General features: G+C 65.1%; 27 protein-coding genes and 1 other RNA gene. 9 read left to right on the forward strand and 19 right to left on the reverse strand.

The genetic code is table 11. The features are described from left to right. Positions 1–74: 74 nt before the first annotated feature. From aceF to C2134_RS17650, 3 genes are all read right to left on the reverse strand, one after another. Positions 75–1,736, reverse strand: a complete 1,662-nt coding sequence (gene aceF, locus C2134_RS17640; RefSeq protein ID WP_103321393.1) for a dihydrolipoyllysine-residue acetyltransferase — start codon at positions 1,734–1,736, stop codon at positions 75–77. Between the two features lie 146 nt (positions 1,737–1,882). Beyond that, positions 1,883–4,546 carry a pyruvate dehydrogenase (acetyl-transferring), homodimeric type gene (aceE, locus tag C2134_RS17645; RefSeq protein ID WP_103321394.1) on the reverse strand — a complete coding sequence of 888 codons (2,664 nt, stop codon included), beginning with the start codon at positions 4,544–4,546 and terminating at the stop codon, positions 1,883–1,885. A 296-nt stretch (positions 4,547–4,842) separates the two neighbouring features. Next, the gene (locus C2134_RS17650) at positions 4,843–6,288 is read right to left on the reverse strand and encodes a beta-barrel assembly-enhancing protease (RefSeq protein WP_233196495.1); all 1,446 of its coding nucleotides are present in this window, start codon (positions 6,286–6,288) and stop codon (positions 4,843–4,845) included. A 138-nt stretch (positions 6,289–6,426) separates the two neighbouring features. On the opposite strand from C2134_RS17650, the gene C2134_RS17655 reads away from it, so the two are divergent. Both C2134_RS17655 and C2134_RS17660 read left to right on the forward strand, forming a co-directional pair. Next, on the forward strand, positions 6,427–7,413 hold the full coding sequence (locus C2134_RS17655; protein WP_103321395.1) for a DUF2804 domain-containing protein: 987 nt from the start codon (positions 6,427–6,429) through the stop codon (positions 7,411–7,413). Positions 7,414–7,438: 25 nt separating this feature from the next. Beyond that, positions 7,439–8,197 carry a hypothetical protein gene (locus C2134_RS17660; protein ID WP_103321396.1) on the forward strand — a complete coding sequence of 253 codons (759 nt, stop codon included), beginning with the start codon at positions 7,439–7,441 and terminating at the stop codon, positions 8,195–8,197. A 56-nt stretch (positions 8,198–8,253) separates the two neighbouring features. Here the strand turns inward: C2134_RS17660 and C2134_RS17665 are convergent, their stop codons facing one another. Continuing rightward, on the reverse strand, positions 8,254–8,814 hold the full coding sequence (locus tag C2134_RS17665; protein ID WP_043622392.1) for an acetate uptake transporter: 561 nt from the start codon (positions 8,812–8,814) through the stop codon (positions 8,254–8,256). A gap of 311 nt (positions 8,815–9,125) precedes the next feature. Here C2134_RS17665 and C2134_RS17670 point away from each other — a divergent pair, with 311 nt between their 5' ends. The 4 genes from C2134_RS17670 to rlmH all read left to right on the forward strand — a co-directional run bounded on the left by C2134_RS17670 (position 9,126) and on the right by rlmH (position 11,326). After that, positions 9,126–9,713 (forward strand): beta-class carbonic anhydrase, encoded by a 588-nt coding sequence (locus tag C2134_RS17670; RefSeq protein ID WP_103321397.1) that lies wholly within the window; start codon positions 9,126–9,128, stop codon positions 9,711–9,713. Next, on the forward strand, positions 9,710–10,348 hold the full coding sequence (gene nadD / locus C2134_RS17675) for a nicotinate-nucleotide adenylyltransferase (protein ID WP_103321398.1): 639 nt from the start codon (positions 9,710–9,712) through the stop codon (positions 10,346–10,348). Before C2134_RS17670 ends, nadD begins: the two co-directional genes overlap by 4 nt. Positions 10,349–10,424: 76 nt before the next feature. Then, on the forward strand, positions 10,425–10,793 hold the full coding sequence (gene rsfS / locus C2134_RS17680) for a ribosome silencing factor (protein WP_011134073.1): 369 nt from the start codon (positions 10,425–10,427) through the stop codon (positions 10,791–10,793). A 62-nt stretch (positions 10,794–10,855) separates the two neighbouring features. Next, the gene (rlmH, locus tag C2134_RS17685) at positions 10,856–11,326 is read left to right on the forward strand and encodes a 23S rRNA (pseudouridine(1915)-N(3))-methyltransferase RlmH (protein WP_103321399.1); all 471 of its coding nucleotides are present in this window, start codon (positions 10,856–10,858) and stop codon (positions 11,324–11,326) included. Between the two features lie 26 nt (positions 11,327–11,352). Here the strand turns inward: rlmH and C2134_RS17690 are convergent, their stop codons facing one another. Then, a complete protein-coding gene (locus C2134_RS17690) occupies positions 11,353–12,636 on the reverse strand; it encodes an MFS transporter (RefSeq protein WP_103321400.1) in 1,284 nt (427 codons plus the stop codon). Positions 12,637–12,806: 170 nt separating this feature from the next. Beyond that, positions 12,807–13,682: a LysR family transcriptional regulator gene (locus C2134_RS17695; RefSeq protein ID WP_103321442.1), complete on the reverse strand. Its 876-nt coding sequence runs from the start codon at positions 13,680–13,682 to the stop codon at positions 12,807–12,809. A 139-nt stretch (positions 13,683–13,821) separates the two neighbouring features. Between C2134_RS17695 and C2134_RS17700 the strand changes: the two genes are divergently transcribed. Then, positions 13,822–14,997, forward strand: a complete 1,176-nt coding sequence (locus tag C2134_RS17700) for an MFS transporter (RefSeq protein WP_103321401.1) — start codon at positions 13,822–13,824, stop codon at positions 14,995–14,997. A gap of 44 nt (positions 14,998–15,041) precedes the next feature. On the opposite strand, the gene holA is transcribed toward C2134_RS17700, so the two are convergent. The 6 genes from holA to C2134_RS17730 form a co-directional block, all read right to left on the reverse strand. Continuing rightward, positions 15,042–16,046 (reverse strand): DNA polymerase III subunit delta, encoded by a 1,005-nt coding sequence (gene holA / locus C2134_RS17705; protein WP_103321402.1) that lies wholly within the window; start codon positions 16,044–16,046, stop codon positions 15,042–15,044. Beyond that, positions 16,027–16,581: an LPS-assembly lipoprotein LptE gene (locus C2134_RS17710; protein WP_103321403.1), complete on the reverse strand. Its 555-nt coding sequence runs from the start codon at positions 16,579–16,581 to the stop codon at positions 16,027–16,029. Before C2134_RS17710 ends, holA begins: the two co-directional genes overlap by 20 nt. 80 nt (positions 16,582–16,661) lie before the next feature. Further along, the gene (gene leuS / locus C2134_RS17715) at positions 16,662–19,280 is read right to left on the reverse strand and encodes a leucine--tRNA ligase (protein WP_103321404.1); all 2,619 of its coding nucleotides are present in this window, start codon (positions 19,278–19,280) and stop codon (positions 16,662–16,664) included. 162 nt (positions 19,281–19,442) lie between these two features. Beyond that, complete coding sequence (locus tag C2134_RS17720; protein ID WP_103321405.1) at positions 19,443–19,832, reverse strand: hypothetical protein; 390 nt, start codon at positions 19,830–19,832, stop codon at positions 19,443–19,445. A 64-nt stretch (positions 19,833–19,896) separates the two neighbouring features. Beyond that, positions 19,897–20,706, reverse strand: a complete 810-nt coding sequence (locus C2134_RS17725; RefSeq protein ID WP_103321406.1) for a sulfite exporter TauE/SafE family protein — start codon at positions 20,704–20,706, stop codon at positions 19,897–19,899. Beyond that, complete coding sequence (locus C2134_RS17730) at positions 20,706–21,164, reverse strand: EVE domain-containing protein (RefSeq protein ID WP_103321443.1); 459 nt, start codon at positions 21,162–21,164, stop codon at positions 20,706–20,708. The genes C2134_RS17725 and C2134_RS17730 overlap by 1 nt, the downstream gene beginning before the upstream one ends. A gap of 129 nt (positions 21,165–21,293) precedes the next feature. Here C2134_RS17730 and C2134_RS21595 point away from each other — a divergent pair, with 129 nt between their 5' ends. Next, positions 21,294–21,446, forward strand: a complete 153-nt coding sequence (locus C2134_RS21595) for a hypothetical protein (protein ID WP_158248804.1) — start codon at positions 21,294–21,296, stop codon at positions 21,444–21,446. Between the two features lie 9 nt (positions 21,447–21,455). Here C2134_RS21595 and C2134_RS17735 read toward each other — a convergent pair whose 3' ends face one another. After that, positions 21,456–21,728 carry a DUF1294 domain-containing protein gene (locus tag C2134_RS17735; protein WP_103321407.1) on the reverse strand — a complete coding sequence of 91 codons (273 nt, stop codon included), beginning with the start codon at positions 21,726–21,728 and terminating at the stop codon, positions 21,456–21,458. A 183-nt stretch (positions 21,729–21,911) separates the two neighbouring features. Between C2134_RS17735 and C2134_RS17740 the strand changes: the two genes are divergently transcribed. Further along, a complete protein-coding gene (locus C2134_RS17740; protein WP_103321408.1) occupies positions 21,912–23,465 on the forward strand; it encodes a POT-type proton-dependent oligopeptide transporter in 1,554 nt (517 codons plus the stop codon). A 10-nt stretch (positions 23,466–23,475) separates the two neighbouring features. Here the strand turns inward: C2134_RS17740 and C2134_RS17745 are convergent, their stop codons facing one another. From C2134_RS17745 to cobU, 6 genes are all read right to left on the reverse strand, one after another. Further along, positions 23,476–24,087 (reverse strand): 5-formyltetrahydrofolate cyclo-ligase, encoded by a 612-nt coding sequence (locus C2134_RS17745; RefSeq protein WP_233196496.1) that lies wholly within the window; start codon positions 24,085–24,087, stop codon positions 23,476–23,478. Positions 24,088–24,093: 6 nt separating this feature from the next. Beyond that, a non-coding RNA gene (gene ssrS, locus C2134_RS17750) (6S RNA) lies at positions 24,094–24,276 on the reverse strand. A gap of 25 nt (positions 24,277–24,301) precedes the next feature. Next, positions 24,302–24,613 (reverse strand): cell division protein ZapA, encoded by a 312-nt coding sequence (locus C2134_RS17755; RefSeq protein WP_043622345.1) that lies wholly within the window; start codon positions 24,611–24,613, stop codon positions 24,302–24,304. Continuing rightward, on the reverse strand, positions 24,610–24,819 hold the full coding sequence (locus C2134_RS17760) for a hypothetical protein (protein ID WP_043622343.1): 210 nt from the start codon (positions 24,817–24,819) through the stop codon (positions 24,610–24,612). Before C2134_RS17760 ends, C2134_RS17755 begins: the two co-directional genes overlap by 4 nt. Before the next feature lie 21 nt (positions 24,820–24,840). Beyond that, positions 24,841–25,713 carry a cobalamin-binding protein gene (locus C2134_RS17765; protein WP_103321409.1) on the reverse strand — a complete coding sequence of 291 codons (873 nt, stop codon included), beginning with the start codon at positions 25,711–25,713 and terminating at the stop codon, positions 24,841–24,843. After that, complete coding sequence (gene cobU, locus C2134_RS17770; RefSeq protein WP_103321410.1) at positions 25,710–26,237, reverse strand: bifunctional adenosylcobinamide kinase/adenosylcobinamide-phosphate guanylyltransferase; 528 nt, start codon at positions 26,235–26,237, stop codon at positions 25,710–25,712. The genes C2134_RS17765 and cobU overlap by 4 nt, the downstream gene beginning before the upstream one ends.

Here is a 26,237-nt window from a genome sequence, read left to right on the forward strand (position 1 = left end):
GCCCGCCATGCGGGCGTTCCGCCTATATCCTGCGACAGAAGGCGGAACGCCCCGAAGGGGCTTCCGCCCTACCATTACAGGATCAGACGGCGCACGTCCGACAGCAGCTTGCCCAGGTGCACGGTGAAGCGCGCGGCGGCCGCGCCGTCGATCACGCGGTGATCGAAGGACAGGCTCAGCGGGCACATCAGGCGCGGCGCGAATTCCTTGCCGTTCCACACCGGCTTGATCTGCGACTTGCAGACGCCGAGGATGGCCACTTCCGGCGCGTTGACGATAGGCGTGAAGCTGGTGCCGCCGATGCCGCCCAGGGACGAGATGGTGAAGGTCGCGCCTTGCATGTCGGTCGGCTTCAGCTTGCCTTCGCGGGCCAGCTTGGACAGATCAGTCAGTTCCTGCGCGATCTGGCGCAGGCCCTTCTTGTCCGCGTCCTTGATCACCGGCACTACCAGGCCGTTAGGCGTGTCGGCGGCGAAGCCGATGTGGTAGTACTGCTTCAGCACCAGATTGTCGCCGTCCAGCGAGCTGTTGAAGGTCGGGAAAGCCTTCAGCGCTTCGGCGGCGGCCTTGATGATGAAGGCCAGCGGGCTGATCTTCAGGCCGGACTTTTCCCATTCCTTGCCCACGGTCTTGCGGAAGTCTTCCAGTTCGGTGATGTCGCACTCGTCGTTGAACGTGACGTGCGGGATCATCACCCAGTTGCGCGACAGGTTGGCGCCGGAAATCTTCTGGATGCGGGACAGCGGCTTGGTTTCGATCGGGCCGAACTTGGCGAAGTCCACCTTCGGCCACGGCAGCAGGTCCAGGCCCACGCCGGAGCCTGCCGGCGCGGCGGCGGGGGCCAGCGCGGCCGGGTTCTGCATCACGCCCTTGACGAAGGCTTTGACGTCGTCTTCGGTGATGCGGCCCTTGCGGCCATTGCCCTTGACCTTGCCCAGGTCCACGCCCAGCTCGCGCGCCAGACGGCGCACGGACGGGCCGGCATGGGCCTTGGAGAAGGCGATTTCGTCGATGGCGGCGGACACGGCAGCGGCGACCGGGGCCACGGCCGGCGCGGCTGCAGGCGCGGCGGCAACCGGAGCCGGAGCGGCCGGAGCGGCTGCCGGAGCCGGCGCAGCGGCAGCAACCGGGGCGGAAGCGGCGACAGCGCCCTCTACCACCACGATCAGGTCGCCTTCGCTGACCTTGTCGCCCACCTTGATCTTCACTTCCACCACCTTGCCGGCGGCGGTGGCCGGCACTTCCATGGTGGCCTTGTCGGTTTCCAGCGTGATCAGGCTGTCGTCGATGGCGATCTGGTCACCGACCTTGACAGTCACTTCGATCACGTCGACACCGCTATGGCCGCCGATGTCCGGCACGCGGATTTCGCTGCGGCCGGAAGCCGCAGCTGCGGCCGGGGCGGCTGCCGGAGCCGCAGCCACCGGAGCCGGGGCCGGGACCGCAGCAGGCGCGGCGGCGGGAGCAGCAGCCGGGGCCGGAGCGGACGCGGCGGCGCCCACTTCCAAGATGGCGATCACGTCGCCTTCGGAAATCTTGCCGCCCACGGCGACTTTCACTTCCTTGATCACGCCGGCGGCTTCGGCCGGCACTTCCATGGTGGCCTTGTCGGTTTCCAGGGTGATCAGGGAATCGTCCACGGACACGGTCTGGCCCGGGGCGATGAATACTTCGATGATGTCTACATTGCTGTGCCCGCCGATGTCGGGCACTTTCAGTTCGATCAGATTGCTCATGGTTCTCTATCCGCTGTAGGGCGGGCTGGCCTACGGCCATGCCCGCCTGGGGTGGCGCGGGCATCGCCTGTCGGCGAGCCCGCCCTACATTTGTCTACATCGGAACGCCCAAGCCTCAGCCTGGGCATCCGCCTACGCTGTCGCGCTTAGACCTTCCAGCTCGGCAGCTTGTCGGTCTTGATGCCGTACTTGGCGATGGCCTCGGCCACCTTGGCGCCGTCGATCTTGCCGTCGCGGGCCAGGGCCGACAGGGCGGCCAGCGCCACGTGGTAGCGATCGACTTCGAAGAAGGAGCGCAGGTTCGCGCGGCTGTCCGAGCGGCCGAAACCGTCGGTGCCCAGCACGACGTAGCGGCCCGGCACGTAGGCGCGGATCTGGTCGGCGTAGTTGCGGATGTAGTCGGTTGCGGCAACCACCGGGCCGGAGCGGCCGGCCAGCTGCTGCTCGACGTAGGAGGAACGGGCCTCGGCGGTCGGGTTCAGCAGGTTGTGGCGCTCGGCTTCCATGCCGTCGCGGCGCAGCTGGTTGAAGGAGGTCACGCTCCAAATGTCGGCGCCGATGCCGAAGTCGTTCTTCAGCAGTTCGGCCGCGGCCATCACTTCGCGCAGGATGGTGCCGGAACCCATCAGCTGAACCTTGATCTTGGCGTCGCCGCCGTCCTGCAGCAGGTACATGCCCTTCAGGATGCCCTCTTCCGCGCCTGCCGGCATGGCCGGGTGGGCGTAGTTTTCATTCATCAGGGTCAGGTAGTAGAAGACGTCTTCCTGTTCCGCGTACATGCGGCGCAGGCCGTCCTGCACGATCACCGCCAGCTCGTAGGCGAAGGTCGGGTCGTAGCTGATGCAGTTCGGGATCAGGCCGGCCTGGATGTGGCTGTGGCCATCTTCATGCTGCAGGCCTTCGCCGTTCAGCGTGGTGCGGCCGGCGGTGCCGCCCAGCAGGAAGCCGCGGGCGCGCATGTCGCCTGCCGCCCAGGCCAGGTCGCCGATGCGCTGGAAGCCGAACATCGAGTAGTAGATGTAGAACGGAATCATCGGCTGGCTGCTGTTGGCGTAGCTGGTCGCCGCGGCGATCCAGTCGGCCATGGCGCCCGGCTCGTTGATGCCTTCCTGCAGGATCTGGCCGTCCTTGGATTCCTTGTAGAACATCAGCTGGTCGGCATCCTGCGGCACGTAGTTCTGGCCCTGGGTGGACCAGATGCCGTACTGGCGGAACATGCCTTCCATGCCGAAGGTGCGGGACTCGTCCGGCACGATGGGCACAATGCGCTTGCCGATGTTCTTGTCCTTCAGCAGCGTGCCCAGCATGCGCACGAAGGCCATGGTGGTGGAGTACTCGCGCTCGCCGGACGATTGCAGCTGGCCGTCGAACACCGACAGCGGCGGCACTTCCAGCACGGTATTGACCGGTTTGCGGGCCGGCAGGTAGCCGCCAAGCTGGGCGCGGCGTTCGCGCATGTACTTCATTTCCGGGCTGTCTTCCGGCGGCAGGTAGTACGGCACGTTCGGCAGCTCTTCATCGGACACCGGAATGCCGAAGCGGTCGCGGAATTTGCGCAGGCTGTCCAGGTCCATCTTCTTGGCCTGGTGAGCGATGTTCATCGCCTCGCCGGACGCGCCCATGCCGTAACCCTTGATGGTCTTGGCCAGGATCACGGTCGGACGGCCGTTGGCGTTGTGGGTGGCTTCGTGGTAAGCCGCGTACACCTTGTGCGGGTCGTGGCCGCCGCGGTTGAGATTCCAGATCTCTTCGTCGGACATGTTGGCCACCATTTCGCGCAGCTCCGGGTACTTGCCGAAGAAGTGTTCGCGAACGTAAGCGCCGTCCTTGGACTTGAAGGTCTGGTAGTCGCCGTCCACGCACTCGTCCATGCGCTTCTTCAGCAGGCCCTTGGTGTCCATGGCCAGCAGCGGGTCCCAACGGGAGCCCCAGATCACTTTCAGCACGTTCCAGCCGGAACCGCGGAAGTCGCCTTCCAGTTCCTGAATGATCTTGCCGTTGCCGCGCACCGGGCCGTCCAGACGCTGCAGGTTGCAGTTGATCACGAACACCAGGTTGTCCAGGCCTTCGCGCGCGGCCATGGCGATGGCGCCCAGCGATTCCGGTTCGTCCATTTCGCCGTCGCCGCAGAAGCACCACACCTTGCGGCCGTGGGTCTTGGCCAGGCCGCGGCTTTCCAGGTACTTCAGGAAGCGGGCTTGGTAGATGGCCATCAGCGGGCCCAGGCCCATGGAAACGGTCGGGAACTGCCAGAAGTCCTTCATCAGCCACGGGTGCGGATACGAGGACAGGCCCTTGCCGTCCACTTCCTGGCGGAAGCTATCCATTTGCTCGGCGGTCAGGCGGCCTTCCATGAAGGCGCGAGCGTACACGCCCGGCGCGATGTGGCCTTGGAAGTAGATCAGATCGCCGTCTTGCTCGTCGTTCTGGGCGCGCCAGAAGTGGTTGAAGCCGACGTCGTACAACGTGGCGGAGGATTGGAAGGAAGCGATGTGGCCGCCCAGCTCCAGATCCTTCTTGCCGGCGCGCAGCACCATGGCGGCGGCGTTCCAGCGGTTGATCGAGCGGATGCGATGCTCCATCTCGTGGTTGCCCGGCGACTTGACTTCTTTGCCGACCGGGATGGTGTTCTGATACGCGGTGGTAGCGTCGAACGGCAGGTGGGCACCGCGACGGCGGGTGCGCTCGACCATTTTTTCCAGCAGGAAGTGCGCGCGTTCTGCGCCTTCGTTGTCCAGCACCGATTCCAGCGCTTCAGTCCACTCCTGGGTTTCCAACGGATCGATATCGTCAGGGAAAGTTGCAGCCATCTCTGGTCCTCACAGCGGGTGACATCGGGGACCGCGTCGTGGTGCCGGCCCCGCGTTTATGCAATCGGCTCGAAACCGAGCCAATTATTTGATTTGCGATTATAAACGAACAGATTCGCAAATAAAAATGTTCATTTGCGAATTGATATTGCGAGACTACGCCAGTGTACGACTGGTTACATTCGTAAAGGAATAGGCGTAACGACCGATGACAGCAGGAAGTCGCAAAAACAATCGATGGTGCAACGCATCATGTTGTTTTTTTGCGATAAACGATCGAATTTGAAACATTTGTTTCAATTGCGGTCAGCCTTGCGTTCCTCCTTGGCCAGCGGCGCCACTTCGCGCAGTCTGGCTTCTATCATGGAGCGCAGATAGAAATCATCGCCCTTGGCCTTGCTGGCCAGCTGATACTGCTCCATCGCCGCGTTGTAACGCTGTTCGTAATAGAAAGCATTGCCCAGCGCGGCGTGGTAGCGCAGCGGATCTTTGTCGGCGTACAGCTTGGCCTCGCGCCGGTACAGCGCCGGATCGTCGCGCTTGCTGTCCAGCAACGGGCGCAGCAGCGCCTGCGCGGTTTTGCGGTCGCCGCTGTCCAGCGCCACATCCAGCTGCGCCAGCTGCAGGGCCGCATTGCGCGGGAAGGCTTCCAGGCCAGCGCGCGCCGCCTTGGCCGCCGCGGCCCAATCGTCGCCATCACGGGCGATCTCCACTTCCAAGCCGTACAGCATCGGGTTATCCGGCAGCTTGGCGCGGGCCTTGGCCAGCGCCTCGCGCGCGCCGGCGCGGTCGTGCTGCTGCAGCTTGGCGCGCGCCAGGCCATACCAGTTGGCGCCTTCGCTCAGGTACAGCCCGCGGCTCAGCGTGCTGTTGTAATACGCCACCGCCTCCTCCGGCGTCATGGTCAGGTTGCGCAGCTTCTCGCGCACCAGCAGGTAGTCGGTGCTGTCGGCGCGCATCCGCACCGGGTAATCCAGCGCGCGGTTCTGCGCCTCGCTGATCCGCTCCACCGTCACCGGGTGGGTGCGCAGGAAGGCGTAGGCGGTGCTGTCGGAATAACGGCTGGCCTGCTCCAGGCGCTGGAAAAACGAGGCCATATTACGCACGTCGTAGCCGGCGTTGCTCATGTACTGCATGCCGATGCGGTCGGCCTCGCGCTCGGCATCGCGCGAGAACGCCAGCTGGCGCGCAATCGACAAGCCCATGCCGGCCGACACCGCGCCTATCGCGCCCTCGCCGCTGCCGGCCTTGGCCGCCAGCGCGGCGGCGACGATGGTGCCCAATAGCAGCAAGGGGTTGGTGGCGCTGTTGGCGGCCTGCATCCGCGCGATATGGCGCTGGGCGACGTGAGCGGTTTCATGGCCAAGCACGCCGGCCAGCTCGCCTTCGCTCTGCGTGGCCAGGATCAGGCCGATATTGACCCCCACATAGCCGCCGGGCATCGCGAAAGCGTTGATGCCGGTATCGGCGACGCAGAAATAAGTGAAGCGCACGCCTTGCAGCGACACCGAGGCGGACAGCCGCCCGCCGATGTCGTTCAGATAGCTGTTGATTTCCGGGTCGTCCAGCACGTCGCCGGCCTCGCGCATCGCGCGCAGGGCATTGCGGCCAATGCGCGACTCGTCAGACAGAGAGAGGGAGGCATCGGAGACTTCGCCCAGATCGGGCAGATCGGCGCGGACGGACAGCGGCTGCGCCAGGGTCGAGGCCAGCAGCGCGCACAACAGACGACGTTTCATCATGGACCCTATGATAGCCGGGAAGCCATGAAAGTTGCATTGGACAAGTTGTGCGCATTGCTAAACATTTGTTGTTCGCCGCTATTCATGACGACAGGATTCCGGCTAGACTCGATTCGTCCTCACTGCCTGCCTACCGCCATGACCCTGCTGCCCGCCGCGCCGCCGCGCCTGATCGATGCCCCCGGCCGCCCCGCTTTCGGCGTCTATCAAGGCATAGTCGACGATCTGAGCTGGCAGGCGCTGGCCCTGACGCCCCGGCAACGGCTGACCCGCCCGCTGCACCACAAACGCTGGCAATACGCCGCGCTGGCGCATGCCGACTTTTTCATCGGCTTCGCCATCGTCGATGTCGGCTGGAACGGCACCGCCTTCGCCTATCTGTTTGACCGCCGCCGGTGCCAGGTCATCGCCGCCGCCAGCGCCAACGGCCTGCCCGGCCTCGGCGCGCAGGTGAACGACCGCGTGTTCGGCCATGCCCGCTTCCATCTGCCCGGCCACGACTTCCGTTTCCAGCGCGACGGCGACGCGCTGCGGTTGAGCCTAAGCAGCCGCAAACTGACGCTGGAAGCCGTTGTCGACTTGAGCGCCGCGCCGCCGGTGCTGGCCGCCATCGCGCCGGCCAACTATCTGGCGCACAGCACGCACAAGAGCGGCGGCCTGCCGGTGAGCGGCGAGGCGCGCTGCGCCGGCGGCCGCTTCGACCTGGCGGGGGCGGTGGCCTCGCTGGACTACTCCAACGGCCTGCTGGCGCGCGAGACGCGCTGGCGCTGGGCCAGCGCCCACGGCAGAGACATCGGCTTCAATCTGCAGCAGGGCTTCATGGCCGATGCCGAAAACGCCGTGTGGCTGAATGGCAAACTCTTCCGCGTAGGCGCCGCTTCGTTCGATTACCAGCCAAACGATCCGCTGGCGCCGTGGCGCGTCGCCAGCGCGGACGGCCGGGTCGATCTGCTGTTCACGCCGGAAGGCGCGCGGCGCGAAGACAAGAACCTGCTCATCGCCGCCAGCCGCTACGTGCAGCCGATAGGCCGTTTCAACGGCACGCTGATCGACCCGGACAGCGGCGAGCGCCACGCGGTGCGGGAGCTGGTCGGCGTGACCGAGGATCATTTATCGCGCTGGTAAGGCGCGACTCATCGCGGGGCAAGACATGCTGTTGCTGTTGAAATTATTGTTGGTGCCGGCCTTGATCTGGCTGATCAGCCTGGCGGCGAAGAAATGGGGGCCGGGCGTGGCCGGCGCGCTGGCGGGCTTCCCGGTGATCACCGGTTCCATCCTATTCATCCTGAGCCTGGAGCATGACGCGGCATTCGTGCGCGAAGCGTCGCTGGCGGCCGCGCTGGGCACCAGCGCCAATCTGGTGTTCGGCATCGCGTATAGCTGGGCGGCTCGAAACCAATCATGGCCGCTCAGCTTGCTGGCCGGCTTGGCGGCTTACGCGCTGGCGGTGGCATTGAGCCACTGGGCGCAGCCGTCCGGTTGGCAATGCGCCGCTTTCGGCCTGCTTTTTCTGCCGCTGGCGGACAAGTGCTTTCCCGCGCCGCCCAATACGCCTGATCGACCGCCGCGCAACGCCGGCATGGCGGCCCGCATGCTGGCCGGCGCCGCCCTGGTGCTTGCCATCACCAGCCTGTCATCCCGATTAGGCCCTAGCCTCAGCGGCCTGTTGGCGGTGTTTCCGGTGCTGGGTTCGGTGCTGGCGGTGTTCAGCCACGTCAGCGCCGGCCCCGCCGTCACCATTCGGCTACTGCGCGGCATGATCCGCGGCTTTTACGCCTTTGTCGCGTTCTGCATCATCCTCGCCCTGGCCTTGAACGCGCTGCCTACACCCTTGGCCTTCGGCAGCGCGCTGGCCTTGGCGGTGCTGGTGCAAATCGTATTGATGTGGCTGGGACGCCATCGCCATTAAAAGAAAACGCCCCGCGGCAGGCGCCTGCGGGGCGGTTCGAAACCGGCGGACTGAAATCAGCGCGCGCCGATGGGCAGCACGGTGCGGCCGTGCTGTTCGTTCAGCACGGTAGCCATCGCCAGATAGATGGCGCTGGCGCCGCAGACGATGCCTTCGAAGCCGGCGATCATGCCGATCACGGCGCTGCCGGTGAAGTCGCGCGCCGCCAGCAGGAAAAACAGCACGGTCAAAGAGGCGAACACGAACTGCTTCACGCGCGGGTAGTGGACCGTGCCCAGCAGCATGAACAGCGTGAACACGCCCCACAGCAACAGATACCAGGCCATGTAGCCTTCCGGCGTGGCATCGGCCAGGCCCATCTTGGGCAGCACCAGCAGCACAACCAGGCTCAGCCAGAACAGGCCGTAAGACAGGAAGGCGGTCACGCCGAAAGTATTGCCGCGGCGGAATTCCATGATGCCGGCAATGATCTGCGCCACGCCGCCATAGCACAGGCCCATCGCCAGGATCATCGCGCTGATCGGATAAAAGCCGGCGTTATGGATATTCAAAAGAATGGTGGTCATGCCGAAGCCCATCAGGCCCAGCGGGGCCGGGTTGGCCAGTTTTTCGTTCACAAAGCGCTCCAGAATAAGCAAGCATTAATATTTAAGGAGGCGCGATTCTAGGCAAGCCCACCGGCTACGGCAAGGAGATTCATCAAACTCTGTATAATTAGAGTGCCTCCGCCAGCCATCGCATGGTCCCGCCCCCGAACAGACCCGCCCGCTGCGAATTTCTGTCCCGACTTTGCCGACTGGTGATAGCATGCCGCCCGAAATGGAGTAAAAGCACCAGGGCGTATTGACCTTTATTTTCCCTGAAGCAGGGCGGGAGAATGAACGTGAATACGTCCCGTACACGTCATCCGCACAGGAATATAGACCGCATGGACCGACTGAATACCCTGCTCGAACACAACCGCGCTTTCGTGGAAAGCCGCGAGTACGAGCAATACAAAACCGACAAGTTTCCCGGCAAAGGCCTGGCCATCCTGGCCTGCATGGATGCCCGCCTAGTGGAGCTGCTGCCCAAGGCCATGGGCCTGAAAAACGGCGACGCCAAACTGATCAAGAACGCCGGCGCGCTGATTACCCACCCATGGGGCTCGGTGATGCGCAGCCTGGTGGTCGCCGTATACCAGCTGCGGGCCGAAGAAATCTGCGTGGTGGCGCACCGCGACTGCGGCATGCGCGCCATCGATCCGAACACCATCCTGGCCAGCGCCCAGGAGCGCGGCATCAGCGAAGACACCATCGCCACGCTGCGCGCGGCCGGCATCGACCTAGACACCTGGCTCAAGGGCTTCGACAACGTATCCGACAGCGTGCGCCATTCGGTACAGACCATACGCAACCACCCGCTGATGCCCAAGGACGTCCCGGTGCATGGCATGGTGATCCACCCATCCACCGGCCGGCTGGAAGTCATCGTCAATGGTTACGGCGATGGCGAAGAGGCTGCGCCCGCCGCATGAATCCGCGCATCGGGGTCTTCGGCGGCACGTTCGACCCCATCCACCATGCCCATCTGCGCATGGCGCGGGCCTTCGCCGCGGAATTGCAGCTCGATGAAGTCCGGCTGATCCCGGCCGGACAGCCCTACCACCGCGACAGCGGCCCCCATGCCAGCCCGGCCGAGCGATTGGAAATGGTGCGCCTCGCCATCGCCGGCGAGCCCGCGCTGCGCGCCGACGACCGCGAAATCCGCCGCCCGCGCGCCGCCTATACCGTGGAAACCCTGCGCGAACTGCGCGCCGAACTCGGCCCTGCCGCCGAGCTATGGTTCCTGATCGGCGGCGACTCGCTGGCCCAGCTGTCCAGTTGGAAGGCGTGGCGCGAGCTGTTCACCCTGGCCAACCTGGCCGTCGCCCTGCGTCCCGGCTTCGATCCGGACCACCTGCCGTCGCCAGTGCTGGACGAGTGGCGGGCTCGGCAAGTCCATGATTTTTCAAATCGAACAGCTTCCGGTACAATCCGGCCCCTGGCCCTGCCGCCGCTCGATCTGTCCGCCACCCGCCTGAGGGCGATGCTGGCCGCGGACGAAGCGGTGGACGGCCTGATTGACCCCGCCGTGCTGGCCTACATCCGCCGGCAGGGGCTATACCGGTAAGGCGCCGCCCTACCCGCTCTTTTTGGTACCTCTTGCCGGCCTGTGCCTGCTAAGTACCGGCACAGGAAAAGGACTTATGGAAATTCAAGAAATCAGCAAACTGGCTATCGAAGCCCTGGAAGACATCAAGGGCAAGGACATCATCGAGCTGGATACCAGCAAACTCACCTCGCTGTTCCAGCGCATGATCGTCGCCACCGGCGATTCCAACCGCCAGGTGAAGGCGCTGGCCAACAGCGTGCAAGTGAAACTGAAGGAAGCCGGCGTGGACATCGTCGGCAGCGAAGGCCACGAAAGCGGCGAATGGGTGCTGGTGGACGCCGGCGACGTGGTGGTGCATGTGATGCTGCCCGCCGTGCGCGACTACTACGACATCGAAGCGCTGTGGGGCGGCCAGAAGCCCAGCTTCGCCGTCGGCGCGGCCAAGCCGTGGTCTGCCGTCTAAGCTGACCCTCCGGGCGGGCATCATGCCCGCCCTTGTTTCCCCTTCCGCACAAGCCCTTCCCGATGAAAATCACCATACTCGCCGTCGGCACCAAGATGCCGCGCTGGGTCGATGAAGCCTATTCCGACTACGCCAAGCGCTTCGGCCGCGACATCACGCTGGAATTGAAAGAGATCAAGCCGGAGAAACGCGGCGGCGGCGTCACCGCCGAAAAAGGCATCGCCGCCGAACACGAGCGGCTGATGGCCGCCATCCCGCCGCGCGCGCGGTTGGTGGTGATGGACGAGCGCGGCAAGAACTGGACCTCAGTCAAGCTGGCGGAGGGCCTGAAGGAATGGATGGCTGGCGGCGACGACGTGGTGTTCGTCATCGGCGGCGCCGACGGCCTATCGACCGAACTGAAACAGCGCGCCGACGTGCTGCTGCAATTGTCCGCCATGACCCTGCCGCACGGCATGGTGCGGGTGATGCTGGCCGAACAGATCTACCGCGCCTACTCCATACTCAACAACCATCCGTATCACCGCGAGTAGCCCACCCTGCTTGCAGCTTGCCGTCGTCAGGCGCGTCCCGGCGCGGCGATGGCACGCCAGCGACCAATACGCAACACCAGCACCGCGGCAACCAGGCACAAGCCGCCGGAAATCATCGTCGCCACCGTATAGCTGCCCAGGCTGTTGCGCAGCATGCCGGCACCCAGCGCGGCGAAGGCCGCACCCAGTTGGTGGCCCGCGACGATCCAGCCAAACACCACCGGCGCCTGCTCGCTGCCGAATACCCCGGTAGTCAGCTTCACCGTGGGCGGCACCGTCGCCACCCAGTCCAGGCCGTAAAACATGGTGAACAAGGGCAGGCCGTAAAAATATTCCAGGCCGAAGGCCTGCGGCAGATACAGCAATGCCAAGCCGCGCAGCCCGTAGTAAAAGAACAGCAAGGCTTGCGGCGCGAAACGGTCGGACAACCAGCCGGACAGCGTGGTGCCGAGCAAGTCGAACATGCCCATCGCCGCCAGCAAACTGGCGCCGCGTACCGGCGTCAGGCCGTAGTCGCCGCACATGGCGATGAAGTGGGTGCCGATATAGCCGTTAGTGCTGGCGCCGCACACAAAGAAGCTGGCGAACAGCAGCCAGAAATCGCCGGAACGGCTGGCCGTATGCAGCGCGCCGAAGGCAATGCGGATGGGATTGTGATGCGTCGCGGCAGGCGGCGGCGTGTTGTCCGGCTCGCCCAGCGGCCTCAGCCCTATGCTGCTCGGCCGTTCCGGCAATAGCCACCACACCAGCGGGAATACGCAGACAATGCAGCCGGCAATCAGCCAGATGGTGCCGCGCCAGCCGTGCTCGCCAGTCAACCACGCCATCAGCGGCAGAAACACCAGCTGCCCCGTGGCGGAGCTGGCGGTCAGCAAACCCATCGCCAGTCCGCGATGCTGGACAAACCAGCGATTGACCACTGAGGCGCCCAGCGTCATCGCCGTAGCGCCGGTAGCGCAGCCGACCATCAGCCCCCATAACAGCTGCAGCTGCCAGTTGCTGCGCATCTGGCTGGACAAGGCCACGCTGACTGCCAGCAACGCCAGCGCGCTGAGCACGGTGCGACGCAAGCCGAAGCGCAGCATTGCCGCCGCCGCAAACGGCCCCATCAGGCCGAACAGCGCCAAATTGATGGCCAGCGCCGAGGAAATCATCGAGCGGCTCCAGCCGAACTCCCGCTCCAGCGGGACCATCATCACGCTGGGCGCGGCGCGGATGGCCGCGGTGATCAGCATCACCAGAAAGGTGACGGCAATGACGATCCAGGCATAGTGGAAGCGTCCTCGGGCCCAACCGCTCAAACCGGCCATGCATCCCCCTTTGTCTCGCGTCCGACGACTATCCTGGTTCTGCCTCTCGTCGGACGCTTAACTGATTTTCTTAATCGCTTTAAGACTAGCAAGCCAGATGGAGCCTGGTTCTGAGATTTTCCATCAAAGGCGAACGCCAACTTATCCACAAAGAAAGGACAAACCAAAACTTATGCACAGACTGATGCAGCCTGCTGCCGCATGAAGTCCAGAAACACCGCCAGCCTGGCCGAAACTCCGCGCGAGGATGGCCACAATAATCGCAAGGGCGCCCTTTCTCCCTCCTCGCTGCGCAGGAGCGGCAGCAAGCTGCCGGCATCCAGCTCGCGGCGGATGGAAACGTCCGGCAGACAAGCAATGCCTTGCCCTTGCAGAACAAACTCCAGCCGCGCATGCACGCTATTGCACACCAGCGCGCGCGGCAGATCCTCATCGACCAAGGGCCAGCTTTCCAGTTTGCCGCTATTGGGCGAGCGGTAGTGGATCAGCCGATGTTGCGCCAACTGCTCGGGATGAGCAGGGCAGCCATAGCGCGCCAGGTAGCTCGGCGCGGCCACGATCAACCGGCGAAACCCCGGCAGTAGCAGGCTGCGCAACTTGCCGTCGTCCTCCTCGCCAACCCGGATCGCCGCATCGAAGCCCTCCTCGATCAGGTCGACATTGCGCTCGCTGTAATCCAGCTCCAACGCGATATCGGGGTAGCGCAGCTGGAACGCCGCCAGAGGCTCGATCAGCACGCCGCCGATAGGCGGCAGGCTGAGCCGCAATACGCCTCCCGGCAGGCGGCTGGCGCGCTCCAGCTCCGCGCGCATCGCTTCAGCCTCGGCCAGCATGCTCCGGCCGCGGCGCAATACCGTTTCTCCTTCCGCAGTCAGGGCCAGCGCGCGAGTGCTGCGCTGCAATAAGCGCATGCCCATTTCCCCTTCCAAGCGGCTGATGCGCTTACCCACCGCGGACGCGGAAACCCCCAGCAGCCTTCCCGCGCCGACAAAGCTGCCTTGCTCCGCCACCGCGATGAAAACCGATAAATCACTCAATGAAGCCAACACCGCGTCCTCCTTTCCATTGCGGGCAGTGTAGCGCCATTCATGACAAATGGCTCCGGACAGTCTGGAGGGCTGGCCACCTGTTTCCTGCGTCATGCGGTGTTTAGGCTAGCGCATCCCATCATTGATAGGACTCGCCATGTCTTCCCCCCGCTTACTTAGCCCCGCCCTGTTGACGCTGGCCGTCGCCGCCTTTGCCATCGGCACCGCCGAATTCATCATCATGGGTCTGCTGCCCATCATGGCGGCCGATCTGCACATCCCGCTGTCCCGCGCCGGCTATCTGGTATCGGCCTATGCTTTGGGCGTCGTGGCGGGCGGACCGGTATTGGCCAGTTTTATCGCCCGTTTGGAGGAAAAACGCGCGCTGATGGGCTTGATGTCGATTTTCGTCGCCGGCAATCTCGCCTGCCTGCTCGCGCCCAGCCTGATGCCTTTATTGCTAGCGCGGGTGCTGACCGCGTTTTGCCACGCCAGCTTCATCGGCACGGCCGCGGTGATGGCGGCGCGGCTGGCTCCGCCCGGCATGGCCGGGCGGGCGATGGCGCTGATGTTTTCCGGTATGACCCTGGCCAATGTGCTGGGGGTGCCGGCCGGCACGCTGATTGGTCAAGTCAGCGGCTGGCGCGCATCCTTCGCCGCGGTGATGGCGCTCGGCATCGTCACGCTGTTGCTGATTGGCAGGCAGGTCCCGGCACAGTCCGGCAGCCCGGCAAGCGCTGCCAAACCACCGCGCTTGCCGGGCGTGGTTTGGTTCGCGCTGTTATGCAGTGTGCTCGCCGCCAGCAGCATGTTTGCCTTTTTCACCTATCTGCTGCCCGTGTTGAACCAGATCAGCGGCTTGCCGCAGGCATACGCCAGCCCGGTCTTGCTGTTGTGCGGAATGGGTTTGGTGTTGGGGGGGTGGCTGGGCGGCCGCTTGACCGACTGGAACCTGAGCCGCGGCCTGGTACTGACGTTGCTGCTGCTATGCGCCAGCCTGCTCGGCTTTTATCTGCTCGCCGAGTGGCTAGGCCTGGCCCTGCTGCTGATGGCGACATGGGGAAGCATGGCGTTTGCCTTGTGCATGTTGTTGCAGGCGCTGGTCATCCGCCTGGCGGGGCCGGCCGCCGCCCGCGCCTCCACCTTCAATGTCGGCGCCTTCAATCTGGGCAACGCGCTGGGGGCCTGGCTGGCCGGCTGGCTGCTGGATCAAGGCGGATCGTTGGCGCGGCTCAGCCTACTCGCCGCGGCGCTGGCCGGCTTGACTTTGCTGGCTACGCTTGGAGTACTGCATGCTCGCGCCGCTCGAGGCATGCGCCTCGCCAGTGCGTAAAAAACGGGCCGCATCTGCGGCCCGTCTTGATGATGGACATCGGCTCAGGCGGCCAGCCGGGTCGCCAACGCCCGCATGGTCTGCCAAGGCTCGCCCGGCTCCACGCCCTTGATCTGGCGGTCGATGCGCGCGCATTCGGACAAGGCGTCCATCAGCTTGCGCGGGCCGATGCGGCGCAGCGCCGGCTCGGCCAGTTTTTGCTTCTCGCCCCACAGCCTGAGCTCGCGCGCCATGTCGCGCAGCTGGCGGCCGTCCTTCAGGCCCTGGCGCAGCTTCAACAGCATGCGCACATCCTCCGCCAGCGACCACAACACCAGCACCGGCGCTTCGCCTTCGGCCATCAAGCCATCCAGCATGCGCAGCAGGCGCGGCGTGTCGCCGGACAGCCAGGCCTCGGACAACTGGAACACGTCGAAGCGGGCGACATTGGCCACAGCGGCCTGCAGGTCGGCCAGGCTCAGCTCGCCCTTCGGATACAACAGCGCCAGCTTGTCCACTTCCTGGCGGGCGGCCAACAGATTGCCCTCCACCCGCTCGACAAAGAACTCCAGCGCCTCCGCGCCCAGCTGCTGGCCTTGCGCCTTGAGCCGGCGCGAAATCCAGGCCGGCAGCTCGGCGCGGCTCACCAGACGCGCCTCCACCGCCATGGCAACCTTGTCCAGGGCGGCAAACCATTTGCTCTGCTGCTGCGCCTTGTCCAGCTTGGGCAAGGTGATCAGGGTAATGGTGTCCTGCGGCGGCTGGGCGGCCAAGCGCTGCAAGGCCTCCGCGCCTTCCGTGCCGGGCTTGCCGCCGGGAATGCGGATTTCCAGCAGCTTCAACGAAGCGAACAGCGACACGCTGGACATGGAATCCGTCAGCTGAGACCAGTCGAAACCAGCCTCCACCGTCAGCACCTCGCGCTCCAGATAGCCCGCGGCCTGGGCCGCCTGGCGCACGGCGTCGGCCGCTTCCAGCGCCAGCAGGGCTTCCTCGCCATGCACCAGATACAGCGGCGCCAGCCCCTTGGCCAACGCCGCGTTCAGCGCGTCAGGGCTGAGTGACGGCATCGGGCTTCACGCTTTGCGCGCCGGCCGGACCGGCTGCCGGCACTTTCAGATACGCCAGGCGGCGCACGATCTGCTCGGCCGCGTCGCGCCGCGCATCGGTCCACAACAGGTCTTCTTCCTGTTGTTTGCCCAGCACCTGGTTATCCGAGTAGTTCATGCTGCGACGCACCGTCGCCGTCATGTCGGGCTCCACCGGCACGCCGTTCAGCACCACGCGCACCGTGACGGTGTAGGTCAGCTGATACTCGTTGATGCGGCCGCCAGTATTGATGGTGAGAATGTCCTTGGACTGGTTCTCGCCCACCACGCTGAGCACCGCTTGCGCGCCCTTGGCCTGGTCCAGCACGGCCAGCTTGGGCTGGCGCGCCAGCACGGTGCGCAGGTCAGACTCGATCGACTTGCCGCCGGCCTCCAGATACAGCGTGGAGAACGGCAGCGGCTTCATCGTTCCCCCCAGGCCGCGCAGATGGAAGCCGCAGGCGGTCAGCAGCAAGGCGAAGCCGGCGAACAGGGCCAGTTGCAGCGTGTGTTTCATGTTTTCCCCCATGGCGGATGGCCGCCAGTCAAAACGGCGCGGGACAGCCAGGCTGCCCCGCGCCGCGCGTCAGGATAGGATTAAACGACGATGTTCACCAGACGGCCCGGCACCACGATGATCTTCTTGGCCGGCTTGCCTTCCATGAACTTCTGCACGTTCTCATGCGCCAGCGCGGCGGCTTCGATCGCGTCCTTGGCGGCGTCGGCGGCCACGGTGACGCTGCCGCGCAGCTTGCCGCACACCTGCACCATCAGCTCGATCTCGCTCTTCACCAGCGCGGCCTCGTCCACCTTGGGCCAGGCTTGCGCCAGCAGCTCGGTGCCCGGCTTCAGCGCGTTCCAGATGCCGTCGCAGACGTGCGGCACGATGGGCGACAGCAGCAGCGTGACGGCTTCCAGCACTTCCTGCGCCACGGCGCGGCCGATGTCGCCGGCGGTATCGGCCTTGTCGTACGCGTTCAAGAGCTCCATCACCGCGGCGATGGCGGTGTTGAACTGCTGGCGGCGGTCGTAGTCGTCGGCCACTTTCTGGATGGTGCTGTGCAGCTTGAAGCGCAGCTCCTTCTGGCTGGCGTTCAGCTCGCCCGCGCTGTACGGCGCCACTACGCCGGCTTCGACGTGCTCGCGCGCGGTTTTCCACAGGCGCTTCAGGAAGCGGAACGCGCCTTCCACGCCGGCATCGGACCACTCCAGGCTCTGCTCCGGCGGCGCGGCGAACATCATGAACAGACGCGCGGTGTCGGCGCCGTATTTCTCGATGAACTCCTGCGGGTCCACGCCGTTGTTCTTGGACTTGGACATCTTCTCGATGCCGCCCACCACCACCGGCTGGCCGTCCACGCGGTGCTTGGCGGCGATGATCTTGCCCTTGGCGTCGCGTTCCAGGATGACGTCCTGCGGCGCGATCCAGTCCTTGGTGCCGTTGGGCAGGTCGCGATAGAAGGTTTCGCACACCACCATGCCCTGAGTCAGCAGGCTCTTGAACGGCTCGTCCGACGACACCAGGCCTTCGTCGCGCATCAGCTTGTGGAAGAAGCGCGCGTACAGCAGGTGCAGGATGGCGTGTTCGATGCCGCCGACGTATTGGTCGACCTGCAGCCAGTAATCGGCCGCTTTTTTGTCCACCATCGCGGTGTCGCACTTCGGCGAAGCGTAGCGCGCGTAGTACCAGCTGGACTCCACGAAGGTGTCCATGGTGTCGGTCTCGCGCTTGGCCGCGCCGCCGCACTTCGGGCAGGTGGTTTCGTAGAATTCCGGCATCTTGGCCAGCGGGGAGCCGGCGCCGTCCGGAATCACGTTTTCCGGCAGCGTCACCGGCAGGTCTTTTTCCGGCACCGGCACGTCGCCGCAGCTGGCGCAGTGGATGATGGGAATCGGGCAGCCCCAGTAGCGCTGGCGGCTGATGCCCCAATCGCGCAGGCGGTACTGGGTTTTCTTCTGTCCCAGGTTCTTGGCTTGCAGGTCGCCGATGATGGCGTCGAAGGCGGCCTGGTAGCCCAGACCGTCGTACTTGCCGGAATGGACCGTCTTCACGGTGTCATCCTTGGCGCCGTACCACTCCTGCCAATTGGCGGCGTCGTACTCGCCGTCGCCGGATGCCAGCGCGATCACTTGCTTGATCGGCAGCTTGTATTTGTTGGCGAACTCGAAGTCGCGCTCGTCGTGCGCCGGCACGGCCATCACCGCGCCTTCGCCGTAGCCCCACAGCACGTAATTGGCCACCCATACCGGCAGCTTGTCGCCGGTCAGCGGGTGGATCACGAACAGGCCGGTGTCCATGCCCTTCTTTTCCATCTTGGCCATGTCGGCCTCGGCGACGGAGCCGGCCTTGCATTCGGCGATGAAGGCCTGCAGCTCGGCATGGCCGGCCGCGGCTTGGGTGGCCAGCGGGTGTTCGGCGGCGACGGCGACGTAGGTGGCGCCCATCAACGTGTCCGGACGCGTGGTGTAGACCTTCAGTTCGCCCTTATGGCCGATGCTGGCCTCGTCGTACGGGAACACCACGTCGGAACCGAAGCTCTTGCCGATCCAGTTGCGCTGCATGGTCTTGACCTGCTCCGGCCAGCCGTCCAGCTTGTCCAGGTCCGCCAGCAGCTGCTCGGCGTAGTCGGTGATGCGGAAGTAGTACATCGGGATTTCGCGTTTTTCCACCAGCGCACCGGAGCGCCAGCCGCGGCCGTCCACCACTTGCTCGTTGGCCAGCACGGTCTGGTCCACCGGGTCCCAGTTGACCACGCCGTTCTTCTTGTAGATCACGCCCTTCTCGAACAGGCGGGTGAACAGCCACTGCTCCCAGCGGTAGTAGTCCGGCTTGCAGGTGGCCAGCTCGCGCTCCCAGTCCAGGGCGAAGCCCAGGCTGTCCAGCTGCTTCTTCATGTATTCGATGTTGGCGTAAGTCCACGCCGCCGGCGCGCCGCCGTTTTTCATCGCCGCGTTCTCGGCCGGCAGGCCGAAGGCGTCCCAACCCATGGGCTGCAGCACGTTGAAACCCTGCAGGCGCTTGAAGCGGGCCAGCACGTCGGTGATGGTGTAGTTGCGCACATGGCCCATGTGCAGCTTGCCGGACGGGTACGGGAACATCGACAGCGCGTAGTACTTGGGACGCGACGCGTCTTCCACGGCCTTGAAGGCGGCAGTCTTCTGCCATTTCTGTTGGGCGGCGGCTTCCACCGCGCTCGGGCTGTATTGTTCTTGCATGGCGATCTTTGTCTGGACTCTGAAATACAAAAGGCGGGCTGCCCGGAGCGCGATCTGCGCGCATGCATCCGGTCAGCCCGTCCGCAAAATGATTGCCCCATTATAACGGCGTCTTCGCATCGGCGATAAGACCCAAAAAACAATTGCTTGGCGCATGCCGCCTCAAGGACAGGGCTGGAGCCCCCAGCCCTTGCGCCCGCGCCGGCAAGAGAAGTCTTCCTTCACCGCGCGCAGCGTCCAGACATTCTCCTCGCGGCTGAGCTCGAAGCGCTGGCGCACGCCTTTGACGCTGTCGTCCATCAGTCCCTCGCGGATCAGCGTGATGCTTGCCTGGTCGAACGCTTCCGGCTTGCTGGTCTGGATCGCCTTCAGCGCGGCGTACTCGAAACGGCCGTCCTCGCCCAGCCGGTTCTTGGCGAAGCGCAACGCCACTTCCAGCGGCAGCTCCCCCGGCTTGCCGACGACAGGCAGCCTGGCCTCGTCGCTGTAAGCGAAAGCCATCGGCGCGGCCGACAGCAGCGCCGCCGCACACACAATCGCATATTGAAACACGCGTCGTCCTTTCATCCTGGTCAAACGGGTTCGACCACAGACCGGCGGACAAGGTTGCCGGCGCTCAGCCGAGCAGCAGGCGATACAGCATCTCGCTGGCCATCGTCGCCATCAGCAAGGCAAACACCTTCTTCAGCCGCGGCACCGGCAGCCGGTGCGCCGCCCGCGCGCCCAGCGGCGCCAGCAACACCGTCATCAGCATCAGCGCCAGCATGGCCGGCAGATAGACAAAACCGGCGCTGCCCCACGGCAGCCCCTCCGCCCGCCAGCCGCTGATCAGATAGCCGGCCGCGCCGGAGATGGCGATGGGCCAGCCCAGCGCCGCGCTGGTGCCGATGGCGGTATGCACCGGCACATTGCACCAAGTCATGAACGGCACGCTCATCGAGCCGCCGCCTATGCCCACCCAGCTGGAAACCATGCCGATGAAGCCGCCTGCGGCGCCCTGCCCGGCAGGCCCCGGAATCTCGCGCCCGCCCTTGGGCTGCTTGCCGATCAGCATCTGCGCCGCCACCGCGTAGGCATAGATCACGAAAAACCATTTCAACGCCGCGCCGGAAATCCAGCCGGCGATCAGGCTGCCCAGCAGCGTGCCCACCACCATGGCCGGCGCCATGCCGCGCACGATGCGCCAATCCACCGCGCCCTTGCGATGGTGGGCGCGCACGCTGGACGCGCTGGTGAACACCATCACCGCCAGCGAAGTGCCTACCGCCAAATGCTGCGCATGCGCGCCGCCCAGATGCCCCGCCGCCAGGGCCCAGCCCAGCGCCGGCACGATGATCAGCCCGCCGCCCACGCCCAGCAGCCCCGCCATGAAACCAGCCATCGCGCCGCAGGCCAGCAGCGCGGCGATCAAGGGCAGCGTCAGCATCACAACACCTCGCGCATCAGATAGTCCCACTCCTCCGCCGTCACCGGCGTGATGGACAGGCGGTTGCCGCGCTTGAGCACGGTCATGCCTTCCAGCGGCGGGTGCTGGCGCAGCTCGCCCGGGGACACCAGCCGCGTCTTCTTGACGAAACGCACGTCCACGCACAGCCAGCGCGGCTGGGCTGGGTCGGATTTGGGGTCGTAATAGGGGCTTTCGGGGTCGAACTGGCTGGAGTCCGGATGCGCCGGCGCGGCCACTTCGGCCAGACCGGCGATGCCCGGCTCCGGGCAGGACGAGTGCCAGAACAGCACTTGATCGCCGGGCTGCATCTCATCGCGCATGAAGTTGCGCGCCTGGTAATTGCGAACGCCCGTCCACTCAAACCCGCGCTGCGGTTCGGCAGCCAGGTGGTCGATCGAGGTTTCGTCCGGTTCGGACTTCATCAGCCAATAGCGCATGGACAATATCTGTTAATCGCTGAGGGGAAAGGGAAAGACTTGCTCAATCTTACTGGAAAGATTGGTCCGTATGCTGGTTTCAGCAGGACAGTTTTTTTGCCCTATCTGTCGATTCGGGAGAGCGTGAAAATGAGGACTTGGATACTGGCCATCGCCCTGATAGGCAGCCTCAGCGGCTGCGTGGTGGAGCCGCCGCGCGTCGCGCCGGTTGTGGTGCGGCCGGCCGTGGTGGTGCCGGTAACGCCGGCGTACTACTACGGTCCGCATTATGGTTGGCGCTGATGCCATGGGTTAGGCCAATGCGCGCCAGAGCCACCACGATAGCGCCAGATTGGCCAATACGCTGAACCAGAACAGCGCGCGGAACGGCTGCTTGCGCGTCTTGTGCCTCAAGCCGTGCCGGGCCAACCAAGCGCCAGGCCAGCCTCCCGCCAGGCCCAGCAGCAACAGCGTCGCCTCCGGCGTGCGCCAAGCCCCGGTCCGCGCGGCGCGTTTGTCGCGCCAATAGACGATGAACGTCAGCAAACTTGCCGCCATCAGCCAGCTACATACGGCCATTTTCATCTTCCCCTCCATGCCAAATCCCATTGTGGCCGCTCAACGGCAAAACAGCAGAATTTTGTAACTGCCGTTTACCAGATTCCCACCAGAAGCCCGCCACGCCGCCGTTATCATGGTCCGCACAACAATGATGCCCCGGCGTGTCCGGGGCCTTGCACGTTCAACCGACTCGGGAGAGACCGTCCCATGACCACCGTCACGACGCAGGCGCCTGCCGGCAGCGGCGCCATGCCGCGCCAGATCGCCTACATTATCGGCAACGAAGGCTGCGAGCGCTTCAGCTTCTACGGCATGCGCAACATCCTCACCGCCTTCCTCACCACCTCGCTGCTGCTGTATCTGCCGGAAGACATGCGCGCCGGCGAGGCCAAGCACATCTTCCACAACTTCATGATCGGGGTGTATTTCTTCCCGCTCTTGGGCGGCTGGCTGGCCGACCGCCTCTGGGGCAAGTACAACACCATCATCATCTTCAGCGCGCTGTATTGCGTGGGCCACGCCTGTCTGGCGCTGTTCGAGAACAACCTGAACGGCTTCTACGCCGGCCTGGCGCTGATCGCCATCGGCTCCGGCGGCATCAAGCCCTGCGTGTCGTCGTTTTGCGGCGATCAGTTTGATGAGTCGAACAAGCATCTGGCCAAGATCGTGTTTGATTCCTTCTACTGGATCATCAATTTCGGCTCGCTGTTCGCCTCGCTGTTGATGCCTATCTTCCTGAAGTCCTACGGCCCGTCGGTGGCTTTCGGCATCCCCGGCGTGCTGATGTTCATCGCGCTGGTCATCTTCTGGCTGGGCCGCAAGCATTACGTGATCCTGCCGCCCGCGCCCAAGGATCCGCATTCGTTCTGGCAGGTGGTGAAGTCGGCCATCCTGACGCCGGCCAACGGCCGCCGCGGCGGCTGGCTATTCGCCGCCAGCGTGGCGCTGGCCGCGTGGTGCAGCTTCAATCTGGAACTGGGCCTGGTGGCCGGCTTCTGCCTGGCCTTCGTATTGGTGATGGCCGGCGCCAGCTTGGCCGCCCGCTGGCAGCTGGAAGCGGTGCGAACGCTGCATCCGGAAGAGGCGATAGAAGGCGTGCGCTCGGTGCTGCGCATCCTGATCATCTTCTCGCTGGTGACGCCGTTCTGGTCGCTGTTCGACCAGAAAGCCTCCACCTGGGTGATCCAGGCCGGCTTCATGAGCAAGCCGGAATGGTTCGCGCCGTCGCAGATGCAGGCGCTGAACCCGGCGCTGGTGATGCTGCTGATCCCGTTCAACAATCTGGTGTTGTACCCGGCGCTGCGCCGCTTCGGCCTGGAGCCGACCGCGCTGCGCCGCATGACCGCCGGCATCGTATTCAGCGCGCTGGCCTGGATTGTGGTGGGCATGATGCAGCTGCAGATTGACGGCGGCAACGCCCTGTCCATCGCCTGGCAGATCCTGCCCTACGCGCTGCTGACCATGGGCGAGGTGCTGGTTTCGGCCACGGGCCTGGAGTTTGCCTATAGCCAGGCGCCGCTGTCGATGAAGGGTACGCTGATGAGCTTCTGGGGCCTGTCCACCACCGTCGGCAACCTGTGGGTGCTGCTGATCAACGCCGGCGTGGCCAGCGCCGCGATGAAGAGCACCGTGGCGGCCAGCGGCCTGAGCCTGGAGGCCTTCCTGATGTTCTTCTTCGCCGCGATCGCGCTACTGGCGGCGGGGCTGTTTGGCCTGTACGCGCGCCGCTACCGCGAAGTCAGCCACTACCGCGCGGCCTGACCGGCTTGAGCTATCCGGCCAGCGGCAGCCGCCGCAGGCCGGATTCGGTCAACAAGTAATCCAGCCGCACATCCCACGCTTCGCGCGGCACCGCGTCCACCAATTGGCAATCGAAAGCCACGCCCACCAGCAAGGGCCGGCCGCTCAAGCGGTGACGGCGGCGAAAAGCCAGGGTGGTATCGTAGAAGCCGCCGCCCTGCCCCATGCGATAACCGTCGCGGTCCACCGCGAGCAAGGGCACGAAGATCACGTCCAGCCGCTCGGCGCGCAAGCGCTGTCCGGCGTATTCCAGGATGCGATAGCGTGGATGCAGATACCAGCGATCGGCGGCGCCCAGCCGGGTAAACCACAGCCGCCGGCCGCGACGCGGAATCTGCGGCAGATAGACCTGCCCGTTACGCCACAGCGCGGCATTCAGCAACTCGGAAAGATCCAGCTCGGAACCGGCCGCCAGATAGCCGCCGACGCGCTTGCCGCGTTTCAGCAGGCGCGACGCGTGGCGCGCGATGGCGCGGGCAGAGGCGGCGCGGTACGCGGGCGACAGAGCCATGCGGGCGCGACGAATCCGGCGCCTGAGCGCCTGCTTGTCGATGGAAGTCATTGCAGTGGTGGACGAGGTCATGGGGGGGAGACCCCCGCGAGTGCCGTTCGGGCTAAATTCGCTTGTACCCTGTTTCCAGGAGGGGCCGCCTGCCAGACATTTCGGGCGCATCCGCAAGGGACGCGTCTCACCCATGTCTCACGCTGGCAGCCAAAAGCGAACGCATTGGTACAAAGGAATTGTGTGCCGTCACGAACACCGCAGGGGATAAACTGACCTGTAGTGCGCCGCCTTGTCAGAACAGCGGCTGTTGACTCTGGCGAAGCGCCTCGTCAGCGGCTTCGCTCATGCCGCGTATTTTACGCTGAAACGCCGCCATCTCCAAGCCTTCTCCCACTTTTGTTTTCAGCAAGTCATGGGCGATGTTCAGCGCGGCCATGATGGCGATCTTGTCGGCATCCATCACCTTGCCATGCTGCTGGATGGTGGCGATCTTGCCTTCCAGCAAACGCACCGCCTCGCGCAGGGTTTCCTGCTCGCCTTCCGGGGTGCCGATGGTGAAATGGCGTCCCAGCAGTTCGATGTCGACCTGAACCACGTCGCTCATTGCTCATCCTCCGGCGCAGCCGGCAGGCGCGCCACCAGCGCGGCCACCCGGTTGCGGGTTTCATTGACGCGGAAATGCAGCTCGGCGTTTTCCTTCAGCGCTTCGGACAGCGCCTCGGCGAAACGGCCGTTCTGGGTTTCCAGCTCCCGAATGCGGCCAACCAGCGCCGCGACGCGGGATTCGAGATATTCCAGTTCATTGTCCATGGCGGCGAGGATAACGGGCCGCTAGTTGGCCGTCAAACCTAGCCGCTGTCGCGCCGTGTCCAGACGAGCGCACAGCGCGGCAGCGCCATCCACCATGCGCGGCCCAGGAATGCTGATGGCGTCGTCAGACAGCATGAACAGTGCGCCGCCAGCCACTGCCGGCAAGGTTTTCCAGCGCTGCCACATCGCCAGCGAGGCGTTGTCCGTCGCGATGATGGCCTGTGGCTGCGCCGCCACGACCGAGGCGGTGGACACCTGCGGCGCCGGCAGCGACAGATCGGCGAACACATTGACGCCGCCGCAGGTGCGGATCAGCGCATCGATATAGCTCTTGCCGCTGACGGTGAAGATCGGCGCCTGGCTCAGTTGATAAAACACCCGCACCGGCGCGCGGCCGCCATAGCGTTGCTGCAAGGCGGCCAGACGCTGCCGGTATTGCAGCGCGGCGCGCGCGGCGGCGGCTTCGGTGCCGGCCAAGCGTCCCAGCTTGTCGATTTCCAGCGCCACATCGCCCGGCTGCAACGGATGGCTGATGAATACCGGCACGCCCAGCCGCTTCAGCCGCTCCAACTCGCGCGGCGAACCGCCATCCTGCCACGCCACCACCAAGTCAGGCTGCAGACGCAATACCGCTTCCAGGCTGAAACCGGTAAAACTGCCCACCCGCGGCAGCTTCTTCGCGGCGGCGGGGTGGTCGCTGTATTCGACGGTGGCTACCACCTTGCCGCCTGCGCCGGCGGCGAACAACAACTCGGTGGCGTGCGGCACTAGGCTGATGATGCGTTGCGCCGGCTTGGCCAGCGTGACCGCCTGTCCCGAACCATCCTCGACGCTGACGGCCGCGCGCGCGGCGCCGGCCAGCAACAGGCCAGCCAGGAGGAGCCATAACCTCATGCCCGCCCGCCTTTCAGCGCCAGCGGCAAGCCGCAGGCCACCAGAGTGACCCTGTCGCAACGCGAAGCCACCAGCTGGTTGAGCCGGCCCAACTCGTCGACGAAACGGCGGGTTTCGGCATCGTCCGCCACCACGCCCCAGCCCACCTCATTGCTGACCAGCAGCACATCGCCGGCCAGCCGGCCCAGCGCCGCCAGCAACGCGTCGCGCTCCACCACGTACTCGTTCTCGTCGAGGCCGGCCGCGCCGAAGAAGCGCATCAGCCACATGCCCAGGCAATCGATCACCAACAGGCCGCCCGGCATGTCGCGCGCCGCAATGGCCACCGCCAGGCCGCGTCCGCACTCGGCCACGGCCCAATGCTTGGGCCGCTGGGCGCGATGCCGCTCCACCCGCCGCGCGAACTCGGGATCGAGCACCTCGGCGGTGGCTAGATAACACACCGGCCCAGCGTGCTGGCGGGCCAGTTCTTCTGCGTAGCGGCTCTTGCCGCTGCGGGCGCCGCCGGTGATCAAGTGAGGCAT

It is taken from the genome of Chromobacterium sinusclupearum (genome assembly GCF_002902845.1).
GTDB classification, from domain to species: domain Bacteria; phylum Pseudomonadota; class Gammaproteobacteria; order Burkholderiales; family Chromobacteriaceae; genus Chromobacterium; species Chromobacterium sinusclupearum.

Excerpts from the sequence above, each read along its gene's own strand:
- aceF (WP_103321393.1), bottom strand. The coding sequence starts at position 1,736 with ATGAGCAATCTGATCGAACTGAAAGTGCCCGACATCGGCGGGCACAGC.
- aceE (WP_103321394.1), bottom strand. The coding sequence starts at position 4,546 with ATGGCTGCAACTTTCCCTGACGATATCGATCCGTTGGAAACCCAGGAG.
- C2134_RS17650 (WP_233196495.1), bottom strand. The coding sequence starts at position 6,288 with ATGATGAAACGTCGTCTGTTGTGCGCGCTGCTGGCCTCGACCCTGGCG.
- C2134_RS17655 (WP_103321395.1), top strand. The coding sequence starts at position 6,427 with ATGACCCTGCTGCCCGCCGCGCCGCCGCGCCTGATCGATGCCCCCGGC.
- C2134_RS17660 (WP_103321396.1), top strand. The coding sequence starts at position 7,439 with ATGCTGTTGCTGTTGAAATTATTGTTGGTGCCGGCCTTGATCTGGCTG.
- C2134_RS17670 (WP_103321397.1), top strand. The coding sequence starts at position 9,126 with ATGGACCGACTGAATACCCTGCTCGAACACAACCGCGCTTTCGTGGAA.
- nadD (WP_103321398.1), top strand. The coding sequence starts at position 9,710 with ATGAATCCGCGCATCGGGGTCTTCGGCGGCACGTTCGACCCCATCCAC.
- rsfS (WP_011134073.1), top strand. The coding sequence starts at position 10,425 with ATGGAAATTCAAGAAATCAGCAAACTGGCTATCGAAGCCCTGGAAGAC.
- rlmH (WP_103321399.1), top strand. The coding sequence starts at position 10,856 with ATGAAAATCACCATACTCGCCGTCGGCACCAAGATGCCGCGCTGGGTC.
- C2134_RS17690 (WP_103321400.1), bottom strand. The coding sequence starts at position 12,636 with ATGGCCGGTTTGAGCGGTTGGGCCCGAGGACGCTTCCACTATGCCTGG.
- C2134_RS17700 (WP_103321401.1), top strand. The coding sequence starts at position 13,822 with ATGTCTTCCCCCCGCTTACTTAGCCCCGCCCTGTTGACGCTGGCCGTC.
- holA (WP_103321402.1), bottom strand. The coding sequence starts at position 16,046 with ATGCCGTCACTCAGCCCTGACGCGCTGAACGCGGCGTTGGCCAAGGGG.
- C2134_RS17710 (WP_103321403.1), bottom strand. The coding sequence starts at position 16,581 with ATGAAACACACGCTGCAACTGGCCCTGTTCGCCGGCTTCGCCTTGCTG.
- leuS (WP_103321404.1), bottom strand. The coding sequence starts at position 19,280 with ATGCAAGAACAATACAGCCCGAGCGCGGTGGAAGCCGCCGCCCAACAG.
- C2134_RS17725 (WP_103321406.1), bottom strand. The coding sequence starts at position 20,706 with ATGCTGACGCTGCCCTTGATCGCCGCGCTGCTGGCCTGCGGCGCGATG.
- C2134_RS17730 (WP_103321443.1), bottom strand. The coding sequence starts at position 21,164 with ATGCGCTATTGGCTGATGAAGTCCGAACCGGACGAAACCTCGATCGAC.
- C2134_RS21595 (WP_158248804.1), top strand. The coding sequence starts at position 21,294 with ATGAGGACTTGGATACTGGCCATCGCCCTGATAGGCAGCCTCAGCGGC.
- C2134_RS17735 (WP_103321407.1), bottom strand. The coding sequence starts at position 21,728 with ATGAAAATGGCCGTATGTAGCTGGCTGATGGCGGCAAGTTTGCTGACG.
- C2134_RS17740 (WP_103321408.1), top strand. The coding sequence starts at position 21,912 with ATGACCACCGTCACGACGCAGGCGCCTGCCGGCAGCGGCGCCATGCCG.
- C2134_RS17745 (WP_233196496.1), bottom strand. The coding sequence starts at position 24,087 with ATGACCTCGTCCACCACTGCAATGACTTCCATCGACAAGCAGGCGCTC.
- C2134_RS17755 (WP_043622345.1), bottom strand. The coding sequence starts at position 24,613 with ATGAGCGACGTGGTTCAGGTCGACATCGAACTGCTGGGACGCCATTTC.
- C2134_RS17760 (WP_043622343.1), bottom strand. The coding sequence starts at position 24,819 with ATGGACAATGAACTGGAATATCTCGAATCCCGCGTCGCGGCGCTGGTT.
- C2134_RS17765 (WP_103321409.1), bottom strand. The coding sequence starts at position 25,713 with ATGAGGTTATGGCTCCTCCTGGCTGGCCTGTTGCTGGCCGGCGCCGCG.
- cobU (WP_103321410.1), bottom strand. The coding sequence starts at position 26,237 with ATGCCTCACTTGATCACCGGCGGCGCCCGCAGCGGCAAGAGCCGCTAC.